Annotated in this window: 13 protein-coding genes; 6 read left to right on the top strand and 7 right to left on the bottom strand. The window is 72.5% G+C overall.

The annotated features are described in order from the left end of the window. Positions 1–148: 148 nt before the first annotated feature. Genes ACZ7G1_RS37755 through ACZ7G1_RS37735 form a run of 5 tightly spaced genes read right to left on the bottom strand, consistent with a single transcriptional unit; the run spans position 149 to position 5,556 of the window. Entirely contained in the window at positions 149–1,459 is a 1,311-nt protein-coding gene (locus ACZ7G1_RS37755) for a DUF58 domain-containing protein (protein ID WP_470876694.1), read from the bottom strand. Between the two features lie 12 nt (positions 1,460–1,471). Next, complete coding sequence (locus tag ACZ7G1_RS37750) at positions 1,472–2,455, bottom strand: AAA family ATPase (protein WP_470876692.1); 984 nt, start codon at positions 2,453–2,455, stop codon at positions 1,472–1,474. Then, complete coding sequence (locus tag ACZ7G1_RS37745; RefSeq protein WP_470876690.1) at positions 2,452–3,645, bottom strand: DUF4350 domain-containing protein; 1,194 nt, start codon at positions 3,643–3,645, stop codon at positions 2,452–2,454. Before ACZ7G1_RS37745 ends, ACZ7G1_RS37750 begins: the two co-directional genes overlap by 4 nt. Next, a complete protein-coding gene (locus ACZ7G1_RS37740) occupies positions 3,642–4,337 on the bottom strand; it encodes a DUF4129 domain-containing protein (RefSeq protein WP_470876688.1) in 696 nt (231 codons plus the stop codon). The genes ACZ7G1_RS37745 and ACZ7G1_RS37740 overlap by 4 nt, the downstream gene beginning before the upstream one ends. A 4-nt stretch (positions 4,338–4,341) precedes the next feature. Beyond that, entirely contained in the window at positions 4,342–5,556 is a 1,215-nt protein-coding gene (locus ACZ7G1_RS37735; protein WP_470876687.1) for a hypothetical protein, read from the bottom strand. Positions 5,557–5,986: 430 nt separating this feature from the next. Between ACZ7G1_RS37735 and mtrA the strand changes: the two genes are divergently transcribed. The 6 genes from mtrA (at position 5,987) to ACZ7G1_RS37705 (ending at position 13,506) form a co-directional block, all read left to right on the top strand. Next, positions 5,987–6,664 (top strand): two-component system response regulator MtrA, encoded by a 678-nt coding sequence (gene mtrA, locus ACZ7G1_RS37730; RefSeq protein WP_010356958.1) that lies wholly within the window; start codon positions 5,987–5,989, stop codon positions 6,662–6,664. 1 nt (position 6,665) lies between these two features. Then, a complete protein-coding gene (gene mtrB, locus ACZ7G1_RS37725; protein WP_470876685.1) occupies positions 6,666–8,684 on the top strand; it encodes an MtrAB system histidine kinase MtrB in 2,019 nt (672 codons plus the stop codon). Beyond that, the gene (locus ACZ7G1_RS37720) at positions 8,674–10,539 is read left to right on the top strand and encodes an LpqB family beta-propeller domain-containing protein (protein ID WP_470876683.1); all 1,866 of its coding nucleotides are present in this window, start codon (positions 8,674–8,676) and stop codon (positions 10,537–10,539) included. Before mtrB ends, ACZ7G1_RS37720 begins: the two co-directional genes overlap by 11 nt. Positions 10,540–10,756: 217 nt before the next feature. Continuing rightward, entirely contained in the window at positions 10,757–11,563 is an 807-nt protein-coding gene (locus ACZ7G1_RS37715; protein ID WP_470876682.1) for a ComF family protein, read from the top strand. A 297-nt stretch (positions 11,564–11,860) separates the two neighbouring features. After that, positions 11,861–12,541, top strand: coding sequence for a ribosome hibernation-promoting factor, HPF/YfiA family (gene hpf, locus ACZ7G1_RS37710; RefSeq protein ID WP_469759686.1), 681 nt, complete (start codon positions 11,861–11,863; stop codon positions 12,539–12,541). A gap of 212 nt (positions 12,542–12,753) precedes the next feature. After that, positions 12,754–13,506 (top strand): response regulator, encoded by a 753-nt coding sequence (locus ACZ7G1_RS37705; protein WP_470876681.1) that lies wholly within the window; start codon positions 12,754–12,756, stop codon positions 13,504–13,506. Between the two features lie 7 nt (positions 13,507–13,513). Here the strand turns inward: ACZ7G1_RS37705 and ACZ7G1_RS37700 are convergent, their stop codons facing one another. Both ACZ7G1_RS37700 and ACZ7G1_RS37695 read right to left on the bottom strand, forming a co-directional pair. Beyond that, complete coding sequence (locus tag ACZ7G1_RS37700; RefSeq protein WP_470876680.1) at positions 13,514–14,704, bottom strand: winged helix-turn-helix domain-containing protein; 1,191 nt, start codon at positions 14,702–14,704, stop codon at positions 13,514–13,516. A 36-nt stretch (positions 14,705–14,740) separates the two neighbouring features. After that, the gene (locus ACZ7G1_RS37695; protein ID WP_470876679.1) at positions 14,741–15,328 is read right to left on the bottom strand and encodes a GNAT family N-acetyltransferase; all 588 of its coding nucleotides are present in this window, start codon (positions 15,326–15,328) and stop codon (positions 14,741–14,743) included. Positions 15,329–15,552: the final 224 nt, after the last annotated feature.

Genomic DNA, 15,552 nt, shown 5'->3' with positions numbered 1-15,552 from the left:
ACTGCAGGGGGGACCCTGTGGGAGAGTAGGACGCCGCCGAACAATCATTGTGGGAAAGCCCCGCACCTTATGGTGCGGGGCTTTTCTGCGTTTACAGCCAGGTTCACCGACAGGCCCCCTTTCGGGGGAGTCGATGTGGTGGTGACCGTCAGAGGCGGCCGGCTGCCTTGAGGGCGAGATAGGCGTCGGCGAGGGCCGGGGCGAGGGTTTCGGGGGAGGCGTCGACGACCGTGACGCCGTGGCGGCGGAGCTGGTCGGCGGACCGGGAGCGCTGGGACTGGGTCTGCGTGGCAGCGGCGGCTTCGTAGACACCCTCGATGGTGCCGCGGGCGGCGGCCATGCGGGTGATGTGGGGGTCGGCCACGGAGGCCACCAGGACCGTGTGGCGCTGGGTGAGCTGGGGGAGGACCGGGAGGAGGCCCTCCTCGATCGGGGCGGCGTCGAGGCTGGTCAGCAGGACGATGAGGGAGCGGCGCGGAGCGCGTGCGAGGGCGGTCGCGACCAGGCCGCGGGCGTCCGTCTCGACCAGCTCGGGTTCGAGCGGGGCGAGGGCGTTGACCACGGCCGGGAGGACGTCGCCGGCGGAGCGGCCCTGCACCTGGGCGCGGAGGCGGCGGTCGTAGGCGAGGAGGTCCACGCGGTCACCGGCGCGGGAGGCGAGCGCGGTGAGCAGGAGTGTCGCGTCCATGGCGGCGTCGAGGCGCGGGACGTCGCCGACGCGGCCCGCGGAGGTGCGGCCGGTGTCGAGGACGATGAGGATGTGACGGTCGCGCTCGGGGCGCCAGGTGCGGACGGCGACCGTGCTCTGGCGGGCGGTGGCCCGCCAGTCGATCGAGCGGGTGTCGTCGCCGGGGACGTACTCGCGGAGGCTGTCGAACTCCGTGCCCTCGCCGCGGATCAGGACGCTGGTGCGGCCGTCGAGTTCGCGGAGTCTGGCCAGGCGGGACGGCAGGTGCTTCCGGCTGGCGAAGGGGGGCAGGACGCGGACCGTCCAGGGGACCTGGTGGTGGCCCTGGCGGGCGGCGAGGCCCAGGGGGCCGTAGGAGCGGACGGTGATCCGTTCGGCGTGACGGTCGCCGCGGCGGGTGGGGCGCAGTTGGGTCGTCAGGCGGCGGCGTTCGCCGGCGGGGACCTTCAATTTCGTGCGGGACGCGGTGAGTTCGGTGCCCGGGAGCCAGCTGCTGGGCGGCCAGGCGTCGCGGAGCTGGGCGCGGAGCGGCCGGCCGCTGGGGTTGGCTACGGTGAGGTGGACGTCTGCCGCGTCACCGAGTCGAACGGATGTGTCACCACTTCGGGTGAACTGCAGCTTTCGTACTGGCGCGGCCAGTGCGTAGTCGCACAGAATTGCTAGTGAGAGCGGCGCGTTCACCGCCAGCATCCCCGTCCAGCTGGGGGCGAGGATGCCGACGGGGAGCGATCCGAGGGCGGCGAGCAGCGCTGTTCGTCCGGTGAGGGCCATGGGGCGCCGTTCTCAGCGGGGGACGGGGACGTGGGCGAGGATCGAGTTGATGACGGAGTCGGGGGTGACCCCCTCCATCTCGGCCTCGGGCCGCAGGTGGATGCGATGACGCAGGGTGGGGAGAGCGAGGGCCTTCACATCGTCCGGGGTGACGTAGTCCCGGCCGGTGAGCCAGGCCCAGGCGCGAGCGGTCGACAGCAGGGCGGTGGCGCCTCGGGGGGAGACCCCGAGCGTGAGCGAGGGGGATTCACGCGTGGCACGACAGATATCGACGACATAGCCGGCGATCTCGGTGGAGACCGAGACCTTGGCGACGGCGGCACGGGCCGCCTCGAGTTCGGCGGGGCCCGCGACGGGGCGGACGCCGGCGGCCTTCAGGTCGCGGGGGTCGAAGCCCTCGGCGTGCCGGGTGAGGACCTGGATCTCGTCCGCGCGTGAGGGCAGAGGGACCGTCAGCTTCAGGAGGAAGCGGTCCAGTTGGGCCTCGGGGAGGGGGTAGGTGCCTTCGTACTCGACGGGGTTCTGGGTCGCCGCGACCAGGAAGGGTTCGGGCAGGGCGCGGGGGGTGCCGTCGACGGTGACCTGGCGTTCCTCCATCGCTTCCAGGAGCGAGGACTGCGTCTTGGGGGGCGTGCGGTTGATCTCGTCAGCGAGCAGCAGGTTGGTGAAGACCGGGCCGGGCTGGAAGGAGAACTCGGAGCTCCTGGTGTCGTAGACCAGGGAGCCGGTGACATCGCTCGGCATGAGGTCGGGGGTGAACTGGACGCGCTTGGTGTCGAGTTCGAGGGCGGCGGCGAGTGAGCGCACCAGAAGGGTCTTGGCGACTCCGGGGACGCCTTCGAGGAGGACGTGTCCCCGGCAGAGCAGGGCGACGACGAGACCGGTGACGGCGGGGTCCTGGCCGACCACTGCCTTCGCGATCTCGGAGCGCAGGGCCTCCAGGGAGGCGCGGGCGTCGTCCGAGTTCGCAGCGGTCACGGGGGTCGGGGCGCTCATGAGGTGCGTACCTCTCTTTCGAGGGCGTCGAGTTGGTCCGCGAGGCGGATGAGGGTGGCGTCGTCGGCGGGAGCCGGGCCGAAGAGGAGGTCGCGGGGGTCCGCGGTCGTGTCGGGGAGACGGGCGGAGAGTGAGGGGAGGAGGCGCTCGGGGGAGTGGGCGTCCCGGACGGGGACGCCGAGCAGGGGGGCGAGGCGGGTGCGGGTCGCGGTGCGCAGGACGGAGGCGGCGCGGTCGCGGGCGTCGGCCTTGCGGTAGAGGCGGGCGCGGCCCTCGGTGGCTTCGGAGGCGCGGAGCGCGACGGGGAGTCGCTCGGTCACGAGGGGGCCGAGGCGGCGGCCCCGCCAGAGGGCGGCGAGCAGGGCCGCGACGGCGAGTTGGAGGGTCCCCCACAGCCAGCCGGAGGGGATGAGGGAGAGGAAGTTGCCCGTGGTGTCGCCGGCGGGGTCGTCGGTGGTGGCGGAGGTGTCGGCGAGGGAGGGGAGGTACCAGACGAGATGAGGCCGGGAGCCGAGGAGTTGCAGGGCGAGCGAGGCGTTGCCCTGCTGGTCGAGACGGTTGTTGGAGAGGATGTCGGGCGAGCCGAGGAGGACCGTGTCCGTGGAGCCGGGGCCGGGGAGGCGGACCAGGGTCGGCAAGCCGTCGGAGGGGTAGCAGATGTCGGCGCCGGGGGTGGTGCGGTAGCGCTCGCCGCCGAGGTCGACGCTGCCGGCGCGGGTGGCGGCGGGCAGCGTGCAGGAGGGGTCGAGGTTCCGGACCGGGGTGCTGGGGGCGGTGGTGACTCCGGGGGCCAGGGTGTCGAGGGAGGCCGTGCCCGCGCCGACGAGGACGGTGCGGCCGGAGCTGGTCATGGTCGAGCGGAGGGTGGCCTGCTGGGACTCCGTCAGCAGGTCGGGGGTGGCGACGAGGAGCGTGGTCGTGGGACCGGTCGCGTAGGTGGCCTGGTCGAGGGTGGTGGCCAGGGTGAGGGTGACGCCTCGTGCCTTGAGGAGTTCGGCGACTGCGCGGCTGCCCGAGGGGTCGGCGGAGCGGGGGTCGAGGGCGCCGTGGGAGTCGGTGGAGCGCACCGTCGCGAGGGCGATGCCGCCGATCAGTACGAGGGCGATGACCAGGACCGCGCCGCGGACGCGGGTCCAGACCCGGCGGGCGGAGGGGGCGGTCGAGGTGGGGGCGGTGGCGAGGCGGCTCATGCGGGAGCCCCCGTGGAGGAGGTGTCGAAGGTGGGACGGGCGCGCTCCAGGGCGGTGTCCAGCTCTTCGAGGCGGCGGTACGCGGGCTCGTCGGCGGTGCGGCCGCCGTATGTGACGTCGTCGAAAGCGCGGGCCGCGAGGCGCAGGTCGTCCGCGTGGGCGGGCAGGGAGCGGCCGGCTTCGGCGGCGGCCTCGTCCGCGGTGCGGCCGGGGCGGGGGTCGAGCACTGTGCGCTCTTCGAGGGAGCGGACGATGGCTCGCATCCGCTCCTGGACGGCCTCGTTCCAGCGGCCCGCGGCGGCGTGGCGGGCGGCGGTCGCGCGGTGCTCCTCGGCGGTGCGGGGGCCTTCGGCGAAGAGGGAGTCACCGGTCGTGGCGGGGGCCCGGTGCGGGGTGCCCAGGCGCCACCAGAGGGCGGCGACGAGGGCGATCACGACCAGGGTGATGGCGACGAGGCCGAGGACGCCGCCCGGGGTGGCCCCCGAGGCGGCGCCGAACAGCTCGTCGAGCCACTTCCAGAAGCGGTCGAGGCCGCGCTGGAGGAGGCTCGGATCGTTCTGGTGGTACATCGGATCGGACAGCTCCCGCTCCGCCGCCTCGCGGGCGGGGACGCGGGAGATGTCCACCGGTACGTCGCCGTCGGCGAGCAGCTGTGTCGGCAGTGCCGCGGTCGTTCCCCCCGTGACCGTCACGGCATCAGCCTCCGACGATCCGGTCGCCCGGGGTGGTGTCGTAGCCGGGGAGCCCCGCAGCCCGGGCCAGTTCGAGGTCCAGGGCTTCGCGGCGGATGCGCTGGTCGACGTAGAGCAGGACGGTCACGCCGGCAGAGATCGGGTAGGTCACCGCGCTGGTGATCACGCCGCCGATGCCGGTGACGATCAGGAACGGCCAGCCGAACTCGGTGGTGGAGCCGGAGAGGAGGCCGGAGAAGCCCTCGCCGTCGACCGCGATGCCGATGGCGACGAACGGGATCGCGACCAGCATGGTGAAGAGGAAGATCAGCAGCTGGGTGAGGAGCGTGATTCCGAAGATCCGCCACCACGAGCCCTGCACCAGCTTGGCCGAGCGCTTCAGGGACCGGATCACGCCCTGGCGTTCGAGCATCAGCGCCGGGGAGGCGAGGCTGAAGCGGATCACCAGCCAGGTCGCCGCCGCGAGGGAGCCGAAGCCGCCGAGGAGGACGAGGGCCACGCCGGGGGCGCCGCCGATCAGGAGTCCCGGGAGGATGCCGACGGCGACGACGGCCGCGCTCAGCGCCGCCATGAGCAGCGTCAGACCGATCAGCTGGAGCAGCCGGGGGCGGGCCTCCTGCCAGGCGGAGCCCAGCGAGACCGGGCGGCCGAGGACGGCGCGGCTGATGACGACCGTCAGCAGGGCCGCGCTGACCGTGGACGCCATGAGCGTGACAAGGAGGGAGGGGCCCAGACCGATCATGGAGGACTGGAGCGATTCGAGGGACTGCTGGAGTTCCTCGGCGGGGGTGGCGTCCGCGCTGATCTCCGGGGGTGCCGGGACCAGATAGCGCTGGGCCAGGATGTCGGCGATCTGGGAGATCACCGCGACCGTGACCGTGATGGCCAGCACCGTCCGCCAGTACACGCGGAGGGTCTTCGCCGCCCCGTCGAGGATCTCGCCCATCCCGAGCGGACGCAGCGGGATCACACCCGGCTTCGCGGCCGGCGCCGTGCCCCAGTGCGCGTTCGGGGGCGGAGCCCCCCAGTTCGCGCCGGGAGCGGGAGGCGGCGTCTGCCCGGTGGGCGCGGACCACTGGCCGGCGGGCGGCTGGTCCTTCGACCACTGGGGAGCGGAGCCGTTCGCGTCGGCCGGAGCGGTCGGCCGGGGAACCCCGGAACCGTCCTGGCCGTCGGAGGGGGCGGATCCGGGCGAGGTCCAGCCCGGAGTGTCGTTCACGGTCGTCCACCTCGGAGGAATGGTCGCGGTGCCGGATCGGCGAAACCGGCTCGGTCACGGCGGCCGACACCTGACACGGCGGCGGGCCGGCTGCCATCGTGCCACGCGCCGCCCGCGCGTGGGCCTGGGCCGCCGACTCGGTCGTACCTTCGTCCGGACCTTCATGGCGCGAGCCACGGACAGCACGCTGCTCGACCTCGCCTGTGGCGTGATGGCCGGCCAAGGAGGTACGGAAGTGGCGCGTTCCGTCGCATGGGCTGCGGGTGGCCTCGCGGGGTACGGTTCTGCGCGACCGTGGGGGTGGTGGTGACTGGCGTCGAGGTGCGTGGGTACGGGCAGTCACTGGTGGTTGATCCAGGACGTCGCCGCAGGTCAGTGAGGTATCTCACCAGTCGCCTTAGGACTGATACGGAAATGGGATGATGTCGATATGAAGGGACGCGTTCTTGTCGTCGACGACGACACCGCGCTGGCCGAGATGCTCGGCATTGTGCTGCGGGGTGAAGGGTTCGAGCCGTCGTTCGTCGCGGACGGGGACAAGGCGCTGGCCGCATTTCGGGAGGCGAAGCCTGACCTGGTGCTGCTCGACCTGATGTTGCCCGGACGGGACGGCATCGAGGTGTGCCGTCTGATCAGGGCGGAATCGGGTGTGCCGATCGTGATGCTGACGGCGAAGAGCGACACGGTGGATGTGGTGGTGGGCCTGGAGTCGGGGGCCGACGACTACATCGTGAAGCCGTTCAAGCCGAAGGAGCTGGTGGCTCGTATCAGGGCGCGGCTGCGGAGGTCGGAGGAGCCGGCGCCGGAGCAGCTGACCATCGGTGACCTGGTCATCGATGTGGCGGGGCATTCGGTGAAGCGGGACGGGCAGTCCATCGCGCTGACTCCGCTCGAGTTCGACCTGCTGGTGGCGCTGGCGCGCAAGCCGTGGCAGGTGTTCACCCGTGAGGTCCTGCTGGAGCAGGTCTGGGGTTACCGGCACGCGGCCGACACCCGGCTGGTGAACGTGCACGTCCAGCGGCTGCGCTCGAAGGTCGAGAAGGACCCGGAGCGCCCGGAGATCGTGGTGACCGTCCGTGGTGTCGGTTACAAGGCGGGACCGAGCTGACATGAGTGCAGGCAGTGCTGCTCCGAAGCCCGGGGACCCGGGAGTCCGTACGGGGCGGACTGCCGGACCGAGGCGGGGGGGCTCGCGTTCCGGCCGTCTGCCGCGCGGCGGACGGCTCTTTCAGGACGGGGCCCGGGGAGGAACCGTTTTCGGGCTCTTCGTGCGCTGGGTGCGCCGGCCGCTGCTGCCCGCCGTGCGCCTGTGGCGGCGGAACCTGCAGCTGCGGGTCGTCGCGGGCACCCTCCTGATGTCCCTCGGCGTGGTGCTGCTGCTCGGCATCGTGGTGATCGGACAGGTCCGCAACGGCCTGTTCGACGCCAAGGAGAAGGCTGCCCAGAGCCAGGCCGCGGGCGGGTTCTCCGCCGCCCAGGACCGGGCGGCGACCACTCCCTCGGCCCCTGGCCAGCAGGAGGGCGTCCGGGCGGGCGCCTCCGTGAACTGGCGCTCCACGCTGGTCGAGCAGCTCGCCAGTGGTGGCCAGAGCGCCTTCAACGTGGTCGCGCTCTCCCTCGACACCGGTGAGGCCGCGAGCCGGGGCGCGCGTGCCTCCGGCGAGGTCGACCCGACCACGAGCATCCCCGCCGAACTGCGCTCCTCGGTTGCCCTTGGCACGAACACCTTCCAGCAGTCCACCCGGATCCACTACACCAGCGGCAAGCCGTCCGAGCGCGGCCTTGTGATCGGTAAGCGGCTGAACGACGCCGAGGGCAAGCCGTACGAGCTGTACTACCTCTTCCCGCTGACGCAGGAGGAGGACTCCCTCACCCTGGTCAAGGGCACCCTTGCGACCGCGGGACTGTTCGTGGTCGTGCTGCTCGGCGCCATCGCCTGGCTCGTGGTGCGCCAGGTCGTCACGCCCGTGCGGATGGCCGCGGGGATCGCCGAGCGGCTCTCCGCCGGCCGGCTCCAGGAGCGGATGAAGGTCACCGGCGAGGACGACATCGCGCGGCTCGGCGAGGCCTTCAACAAGATGGCCCAGAGCCTTCAGTCGAAGATCCAGCAGCTGGAGGAGCTGTCGCGGATGCAGCGGCGGTTCGTCTCGGACGTGTCGCACGAGCTGCGCACCCCGCTGACCACGGTCCGGATGGCGGCCGACGTCATCCACGAGGCCCGGGTGGACTTCGACCCGGTGACCGCGCGCTCCGCCGAGCTCCTCGGCGACCAGCTCGACCGCTTTGAGTCGCTGCTTTCCGACCTCCTGGAGATCAGCCGCTTCGACGCGGGAGCGGCGGCCCTCGAAGCCGAGCCGATAGACCTGCGCCAGGTCGTGCGCCGGGTCATCGGCGGTGCCGAACCCCTCGCCGAGCGCAAGGGCACCCGGATCGTGGTCGTCGGCGACCAGCAGCCCGTGGTGGCCGAGGCGGACGCCCGCCGGGTCGAGCGGGTGCTGCGCAATCTCGTCGTCAACGCCGTCGAGCACGGCGAGGGCCGGGACGTGGTGGTGAAGCTGGCCGCCGCGGGCGGAGCCGTCGCCGTCGCCGTCCGCGACTACGGCGTGGGCCTCAAGCCCGGCGAGGCCACCCGGGTCTTCAACCGCTTCTGGCGCGCCGACCCGGCCCGCGCCCGTACGACCGGCGGCACGGGCCTCGGCCTGTCGATCGCCGTCGAGGACGCCCGGCTGCACGGCGGCTGGCTCCAGGCCTGGGGCGAGGCCGGTGGCGGTTCGCAGTTCCGGCTCACCCTGCCGCGCACCGCGGACGAGCCGCTGCGCGGTTCCCCGATCCCGCTGGAGCCGGAGGACTCGCGGCGCAACCGCGAGCAGGCGGCCGCCGGGCGCGCCCAGGAGAGCGCGCACCGGGTGGCGGTGCCGGCGCAGCACGCCGGGGAGCGGCCCCCGCTCCCCGTACCGCCGAGGCTGCCCGCGCCGTCGCGGGCGACCGTCGACCCGACGGCCCTGCCCGGCAGCGGCGCGCGGGTGGTGGCGCGTGCGGTGGCGGAGACCGACGGCGCCGAGGCGAACACGGCGGGGGCCGGTGGCAACGGGAACGCTGAGCGGGAGGACGGGACACGTGGGCGCTGACTCCCGAGCGGAGCACGCGGGGCGGGGACGGGTGACGCGGGTGGCCGTGCTGGCCGCCTGCGGCGGGCTGCTCATGTCCGCCTGCGCGACGATGCCCGACAGCGGTGAGGTCCAGGAGGTGAAGGGGGCCAACCCGGGTGACTCGCAGGTGCGGGTCTACGCCGTCGCGCCGCGGGACAACGCGGAACCGGACGAGATCGTCGACGGCTTCCTGGAGGCCATGACGAGTGACGACCCCGGCTTCGCGACCGCCCGCAAGTACCTGACCGGCAAGGCCGCGCGGAGCTGGAAGCCGGAGCAGAGCATCACCGTGCTCACCACCGCGCCCGACCGCGAGCAGGCTGACCGCAACGCCGACCCGGAGAACCAGGGCCGCGCCTACCCGCTCTCCGGCCGCAAGATCGCGACGGTGGACGCCCGGCACGCGTACCAGCCGGTCAGCCCGGCCGAGTACGAGCAGTCGATCCACGTCGTGCAGCAGCCCACGGCGAACGGCAAGGGCAAGGAGTGGCGGATCGACAGCCTCCCGCCCGGCCTGGTGCTCGGCGAGGCCGACTTCCTGCGCAACTACCGTTCGGTCAACAAGTACTACTTCGCCTCCGGGGAGGACTGGGTCGTCGCCGACCCGGTCTACATCCGCCAGCGCCAGGACCCCGTCACCCGGATGGACCCGGTGACGCAGACCGTGAAGGCGCTCCTCGAAGGTCCGACGAACTGGCTGAAGCCGGCCGTCGACTCGTCCTTCCTCTCCGGTATGGAGCTGAGGGAGGGCGTCACCACGCTGACCCCGGACGACCAGTCCACCCTGCGGGTGCCGCTCAACGCCAAGGCGGACCGGTCGGGCGGTGTCGCGTGCCGGCGGATGGCCGCGCAGCTGCTGTTCACGCTCGGGGATCTGACGTCGGTGCGGGTCGAGCAGGTGGAGCTCCTCGGCTCCGGCGGCCAGTCGCTGTGCCGCCTCGGCAAGGGGCAGGCCGCCGAGTTCGCCGCGGTCCGCAACGGGGACCGGCAGGAGAACCCGTACTTCGTCGACGGGCACGGCAAGCTGATGATGCTGATGTTCGGAGCCAAGGAGGGCGCCGCGCCGGCCGAGGTGCCGGGGCCGTTCGGCAAGGGCACGGTGCCGCTCGGGTCCGTCGCCGTCGACCGGGGCGAGGCCAGGGCGGCCGGGGTCGGGTCGGCCGGCCGCGAGCTGTTCGTCTCCTCGATCAGCACCGAGCAGGACCTGTCGCCCGCCGTCCTCAAGAGCAAGGCCGCCAAGCCGGAGGACCGCCTCTCCGCGCCCAGCTGGGACGGCCGGGGCGATCTGTGGGTCGCCGACCGGGACCCCGCGTCGCCGCATCTGTGGATGGTGCCGCACGGCACCGGCGAGCCCATCGAGGTCCGTACGCCCTGGCTGGACGACGACACCCGGATCGACTCCCTGCGGGTGTCCGCGGACGGCGTCCGGATCGCCCTGGTGGTCACCAGGGGCGACCGTACGACCCTGCAGATCGGCCGGGTCCAGCGGCAGACCTCGGACGACGAGCCCGTCGTCTCGGTGCTCGACCTCCAGCCCGCCGCGCCCCGCATGGAGTCGGTCACGGCCGTCTCCTGGGCCGGGCCGAGCCGGCTCGTCGTGGTCGGCAGGGAAGCGGGCGGCGTCCAGCAGATCCGCTACCTCCAGACCGACGGCTCGACCTCGGCGACGTCCGTGCTGCCCGGTCTGGACGGGGTGACCTCGGTCGCGGCGCCGTACAACGACAAGTCGTCCCTCGTCGCCGACTCCGGCAACGACGGCATCGTCCGGCTCGTGCCGGGCACGAACTGGCAGCCGGTGGTCAAGACGGGGAAGGTGCCGGTCTATCCGGGATAGGCGCGCGGGTCCCTCCGGGGCGGGCAGCACCTGACGTACTCCGGGGGCCTTCCGGGGGCTTCCGGGGCCCATCCCTAGGGGCTCCTGAGGCCCTTCCCCGGGGGCTTCCCGGGGCCTTCCCCGGGGGCTTCCGGCGGCTTCCCCGGGGCTTCCGGTGGCCTCCGCGGGGTTTTCCACAGGGGTGGCCCGGGGGCGCCGGGAGGCGCACAGTGGAGACATGCGGGGGTGGTGGCGGGAGATCGCCGGGCTGGTGCTGCCGGTCGCCTGTGGAGGGTGCGGCAGGCCGCGGACGGAGCTGTGTCCGGCCTGCGCGGCCGCGCTGCACGGGCCGGGGCGGCCGAGCCGGGTGCGGCCGTCGCCCGAGCCCGAAGGACTGCCCGTGGTCCACGCCGTGGCGCCGTACGCGGGTGGCGTACGGGAGCTGTTGCTCGCTCACAAGGAGCGCGGGGCACTGAGGCTGGCGCGTCCCCTGGGCGGGGCGCTGGCGACCGCCGTGGAGGCCGCCGCAGGGGTGTCCAGAGGGCTGGGAGAGCGGCCGTTGCTCCTCGTACCGGTGCCGTCCTCCCGGCGTTCCGTACGGGCGCGTGGCCACGATCCGACGCGGCGGATCGCGCTCGCGGCGGCGGCGCGGCTGCGGAGGGCGGGCCGGGCGGCGCGAGTTGTGCCTGTGCTGCGGCAGCGGCGGTACGTGGCGGACCAGGCGGGTCTCGGCGCGCGCGGACGGCTCGCGAACCTGGCGGGGGCGCTGGAGCTCGTGTCGGGCGGAGAGAGGCTTCTGACGGCGGGACGGGTGGTGCTCGTGGACGACCTGATGACCACCGGGGCCTCGCTCGCGGAAGCGTCGCGCGCCCTCGGAGCCGTACACCTTCCGTTCATTCACGGAATACCGCACGGCTTACCGGCGGGTTCGGCGCAGCGCGAAATCGAACAGCGGGTGGCGGCTGTAATCGCATCCTCTCCCGCTTCGTTCGAAATAAACCGGAACTCGCCGGGAACTTGGATCGTTGCAGGTGGTGAGTGGTGAAAGCACCCGAACGGAGCTATGTCGCGGTAGCGGGTGCCGACACCCGTCCGAAGGGGCTATGTTCGGTTGTGAGGAATGGCGAATGCCATCGCCTCACCGCATACATGGTTGCGCCTACAGGACAGGAGTTCAGGGCGAATTAACCTCGTGTCGATGGGGTGGGGATCTTGTCGACTGGGGAGGAGGAGGTGAAAGTCGCCAAGTCCGAGCTCCGGCTAATCCAGCCGGAGTCTGGTGCAAAGGGAGATGCCCGGCGGCCAAGGAGCCGGTCCGGGCGATCCGGGAACGGAGTTCTGCGTGGACATCGTCGTCAAGGGCCGCAAGACCGAGGTGCCCGAGCGGTTCCGCAAGCACGTGGCCGAGAAGCTGAAGCTGGAGAAGATCCAGAAGCTCGACGGCAAGGTGATCAGCCTCGACGTCGAGGTGTCCAAGGAGCACAACCCGCGGCAGGCCGACCGGTCCGACCGCGTGGAGATCACCCTCCACTCCCGAGGCCCGGTGATCCGGGCGGAAGCTGCGGCAGGCGACCCGTACGCAGCCCTCGACCTCGCCAGCGACAAGCTCGAGGCACGACTGCGCAAGCAGCATGACAAGCGGTACACCCGCCGCGGCAACGGCAGGCTGTCGGCAGCGGAGGTCGGGGACGTGGTGCCCGGCGCCGCGCAGCTCAACGGAGACGGCCAGCTGGCCGTGGACGAGCCCGACAAGGTGCCCACCACGATGATGGGCTCGATCGAAGTCCAGGGCGAAGGCCCGCTGGTGGTCCGCGAGAAGACCCACCGGGCCGCCCCGATGACGCTCGACCAGGCGCTCTACGAGATGGAGCTGGTCGGCCACGACTTCTACCTCTTCGTCGACTCCGACAACAAGCAGCCGAGCGTCGTCTACCGGCGACACGCGTACGACTACGGCGTCATCCACCTGGAGAGCGACCCGCTCGCCGAGGGCGGCGGCGCCGGTGGTGCACTCGGCGGCTGACCGGCCGCCACCCCCGCACCACCCCCCACCACAGCTGTCCCACCCGGTGCCCCTGGAGCGCGTGGTCGCCTCCCGGGGCACCCCCGTGCGCCCATGCAGCACCCCGGCGACGCCGGGGCATGAAATCATGCGTGCACGCCAACCGGTGCTCTCCCAGCAGCGGTTGAAGGACCGGAAACGAATTCAGGCCACGGCCTTCAGGGGGAGGAACGATGGCGGACAGCTTCGGGCCGGTGCTCAGCGGGCGCGAGCACGGTGGTGTGGTCCCGCAGGGATCGGAACCGGACAGCGGCGGATTCCGCAAGGAGCCGATCCGGGTCCTCGTCGTGGACGACCACGCCCTCTTCCGGCGCGGACTGGAGATCGTCCTCGCCCAGGAAGAGGACATCCAGGTCGTCGGAGAGGCCGGTGACGGCGCCGAGGCCGTCGACAAGGCCGCCGACCTGCTGCCGGACATCGTCCTGATGGACGTCCGGATGCCCCGGCGCGGCGGCATCGAGGCGTGCACCTCCATCAAGGAGGTGGCCCCCAGCGCGAAGATCATCATGCTGACGATCAGCGACGAGGAGGCCGACCTCTACGACGCGATCAAGGCGGGCGCCACCGGCTACCTCCTCAAGGAGATCTCCACCGACGAGGTCGCGACGGCGATCCGGGCGGTCGCGGACGGGCAGTCGCAGATCAGCCCGTCGATGGCGTCGAAGCTCCTCACCGAGTTCAAATCGATGATCCAGCGCACCGACGAGCGCCGGCTCGTCCCCGCGCCCCGCCTCACCGACCGCGAGCTGGAGGTCCTCAAGCTCGTCGCCACCGGGATGAACAACCGCGACATCGCCAAGGAGCTGTTCATTTCCGAGAACACCGTGAAGAACCACGTCCGGAACATCCTGGAGAAGCTTCAGCTGCACTCCCGGATGGAGGCCGTGGTCTACGCGATGCGGGAGAAGATCCTGGAGATCCGCTGAGCGCGGCCTAGCCGAGGGCCTTCAGCAGGTCGGGGGTCAGCTCCGGGTGGCTGAGGCGCTCGATGGAGACGGCGTCGCAGCCGACCCATTCGGCGGCCTCGCGGAGGGCGCGGGCGACGGCGGGGACGGCCTTGGGGCCGTCGAGGGTGATCTGGCGGGCGACGAGGGTGCGGCCCTCGCGGGCGGGGTCGACGCGGCCGACGAGGCGGCCGCCGGCGAGGACCGGCATCGCGAAGTAGCCGTGCACCCGCTTCGGCTTCGGGACGTACGCCTCCAGGCGGTGGGTGAAGCCGAAGATCCGCTCGGTGCGGGGCCGCTCCCAGATCAGCGAGTCGAACGGCGACAGCAGGGTCGTACGGTGCCGGCCGCGCGGCTCCGTCGCGAGCGCCGCCGGATCGGCCCAGGCGGGCTTCCCCCAGCCCGCCACGGTCACGGGCACGAGACCCGAGGCCTCCACCACCGCGTCGAACTGCTCCGCCTTGATCCGGTGGTAGTCGGCGATGTCCGTGCGGGTGCCCACGCCGAGCGCCTCGCCGGCCTGCCGCACCAGGCGCCGCACGCACTCGGTGTCGTCCAGGTCGTCATGGAGCAGCTCCTGCGGGATCGCGCGCTCGGCCAGGTCGTACACCCGCTTCCAGCCGCGCCGCTCCGTCACGACGACCTCGCCGTACATCAGCGCGCGCTCGACGGCGATCTTGGAGTCGGACCAGTCCCACCACTCGCCCTTGTTCTTCGCGCCGCCCAGCTCGGTCGCCGTCAGCGGCCCCTCGTCCCGCAGCTGGGCGATCACCTTGTCGTACGCCCCCGGCGACAGCTCGTGGCCCCAGTGCGGGCGGGAGCGGTAGGCGCGGCGGCGGAAGGCGAAGTGCGGCCACTCCTCGACGGGCAGCACGCAGGCGGCGTGCGACCAGTACTCGAAGGCGGTGCGTCGTGCCGGAGGCGCGCCGTCGGGCCCGGTGGGCCAGTAGGCCTCCTCGACCGTCGTGCGCCCCACGGCGCCCAGGCGGGCGTACGGAATGAGCTCGTGCGAGCGGGCCAGTACGGAGATGGTGTCGAGCTGGACCTGGCCGAGCGAGCGGAGGACCCCGCGGACCCCGGCCCGGCGGTCCGGCGCGCCCAGGAAGCCCTGGGCGCGCAGCGCGATCCGGCGGGCGTCGTCGGCGGACAGTTCGGCGGCGGGGCGCGGCGCAGTCGTCATGGACCGCACCCTAGGCCCCGGCACTGACAAGCCGGTTCAGCCGGCGGTGGGGCGCTCGGGGGCCGGGAGGTAGGGCAGGGGGCTGGGGAGGCCGAAGTCGGAGGGGAGGAGCGCGCCGATCCAGGCGTCCCGGAGGGTGCCCTTGTTGGCCAGGCCGGCCCGCTGGGTGCCCTCCATGACGAAGCCGACCCGCTCGGCCACCGCGCGTGAGCCGGCGTTCCCGACCTCGGCGCGCCAGATCAGGCGGGTGCAGCCGAGGCCCGTGAAGGCCCAGTGGGCGAGGGCGCGGACGGTCTCGGTCATGTAGCCGGCGCCGCGATGCTCCTTCGCCAGCCAGTAGCCGACCTCCCAGACGCCCTGGCCGCGGCTGGACAGCGAGGTCGCGGCGAGCAGCGGGCCGCCGGCCACCGGTTCGACGGCGAACGAGTACTCGGTGTCGTCGCGCCAGCCGTCCGGCGCGAGGCGGAGGACGAAGAGCTCGGCGTCCTCGCGCTGGTACGGGGAGGGGACGACGGTCCAGCGCTGGATGTCGGGGTCCTGACAGACGGCGTACACGGCCTCGGCGTCCTCGGGGACGAGGTTGCGCAGCCGCAGACGGTCCGTGGTGAGGGTGATGGGATCCATGCCGGGATTGTGGTGACCCCACCGACCGGAAGCGAACACTTTTCGGGTGGGGCGGCACCTTCCGCCCACCTCGGGCGTTCTCTTTCCGGGCGGACGTACGGCTCCGGCACTGCGGGCCTCCCTCTGCGCGGGCGGTCTCGCTTACGATGGCCGTTGCGGTGGGGACCACCTGCCGTGCCCGCGCTCGCGTCCTTCACAAGACCCAGTGCCAGGCCCGACCGGCA

The organism is Streptomyces sp. NPDC037273, assembly GCF_055603625.1.
The sequence above is the reverse complement of the archived record's forward strand: the minus strand, read 5'-3'. Positions and strand labels throughout refer to the sequence as shown.

What these genes read in the sequence shown, in the direction of transcription:
- ACZ7G1_RS37755 (WP_470876694.1), bottom strand. Translation starts at nt 1,459, where the DNA reads ATGGCCCTCACCGGACGAACAGCGCTGCTCGCCGCCCTCGGATCGCTC.
- ACZ7G1_RS37750 (WP_470876692.1), bottom strand. Translation starts at nt 2,455, where the DNA reads ATGAGCGCCCCGACCCCCGTGACCGCTGCGAACTCGGACGACGCCCGC.
- ACZ7G1_RS37700 (WP_470876680.1), bottom strand. Translation starts at nt 14,704, where the DNA reads ATGACGACTGCGCCGCGCCCCGCCGCCGAACTGTCCGCCGACGACGCC.
- ACZ7G1_RS37705 (WP_470876681.1), top strand. Translation starts at nt 12,754, where the DNA reads ATGGCGGACAGCTTCGGGCCGGTGCTCAGCGGGCGCGAGCACGGTGGT.
- mtrB (WP_470876685.1), top strand. Translation starts at nt 6,666, where the DNA reads ATGAGTGCAGGCAGTGCTGCTCCGAAGCCCGGGGACCCGGGAGTCCGT.
- mtrA (WP_010356958.1), top strand. Translation starts at nt 5,987, where the DNA reads ATGAAGGGACGCGTTCTTGTCGTCGACGACGACACCGCGCTGGCCGAG.
- ACZ7G1_RS37715 (WP_470876682.1), top strand. Translation starts at nt 10,757, where the DNA reads ATGCGGGGGTGGTGGCGGGAGATCGCCGGGCTGGTGCTGCCGGTCGCC.
- ACZ7G1_RS37695 (WP_470876679.1), bottom strand. Translation starts at nt 15,328, where the DNA reads ATGGATCCCATCACCCTCACCACGGACCGTCTGCGGCTGCGCAACCTC.
- ACZ7G1_RS37745 (WP_470876690.1), bottom strand. Translation starts at nt 3,645, where the DNA reads ATGAGCCGCCTCGCCACCGCCCCCACCTCGACCGCCCCCTCCGCCCGC.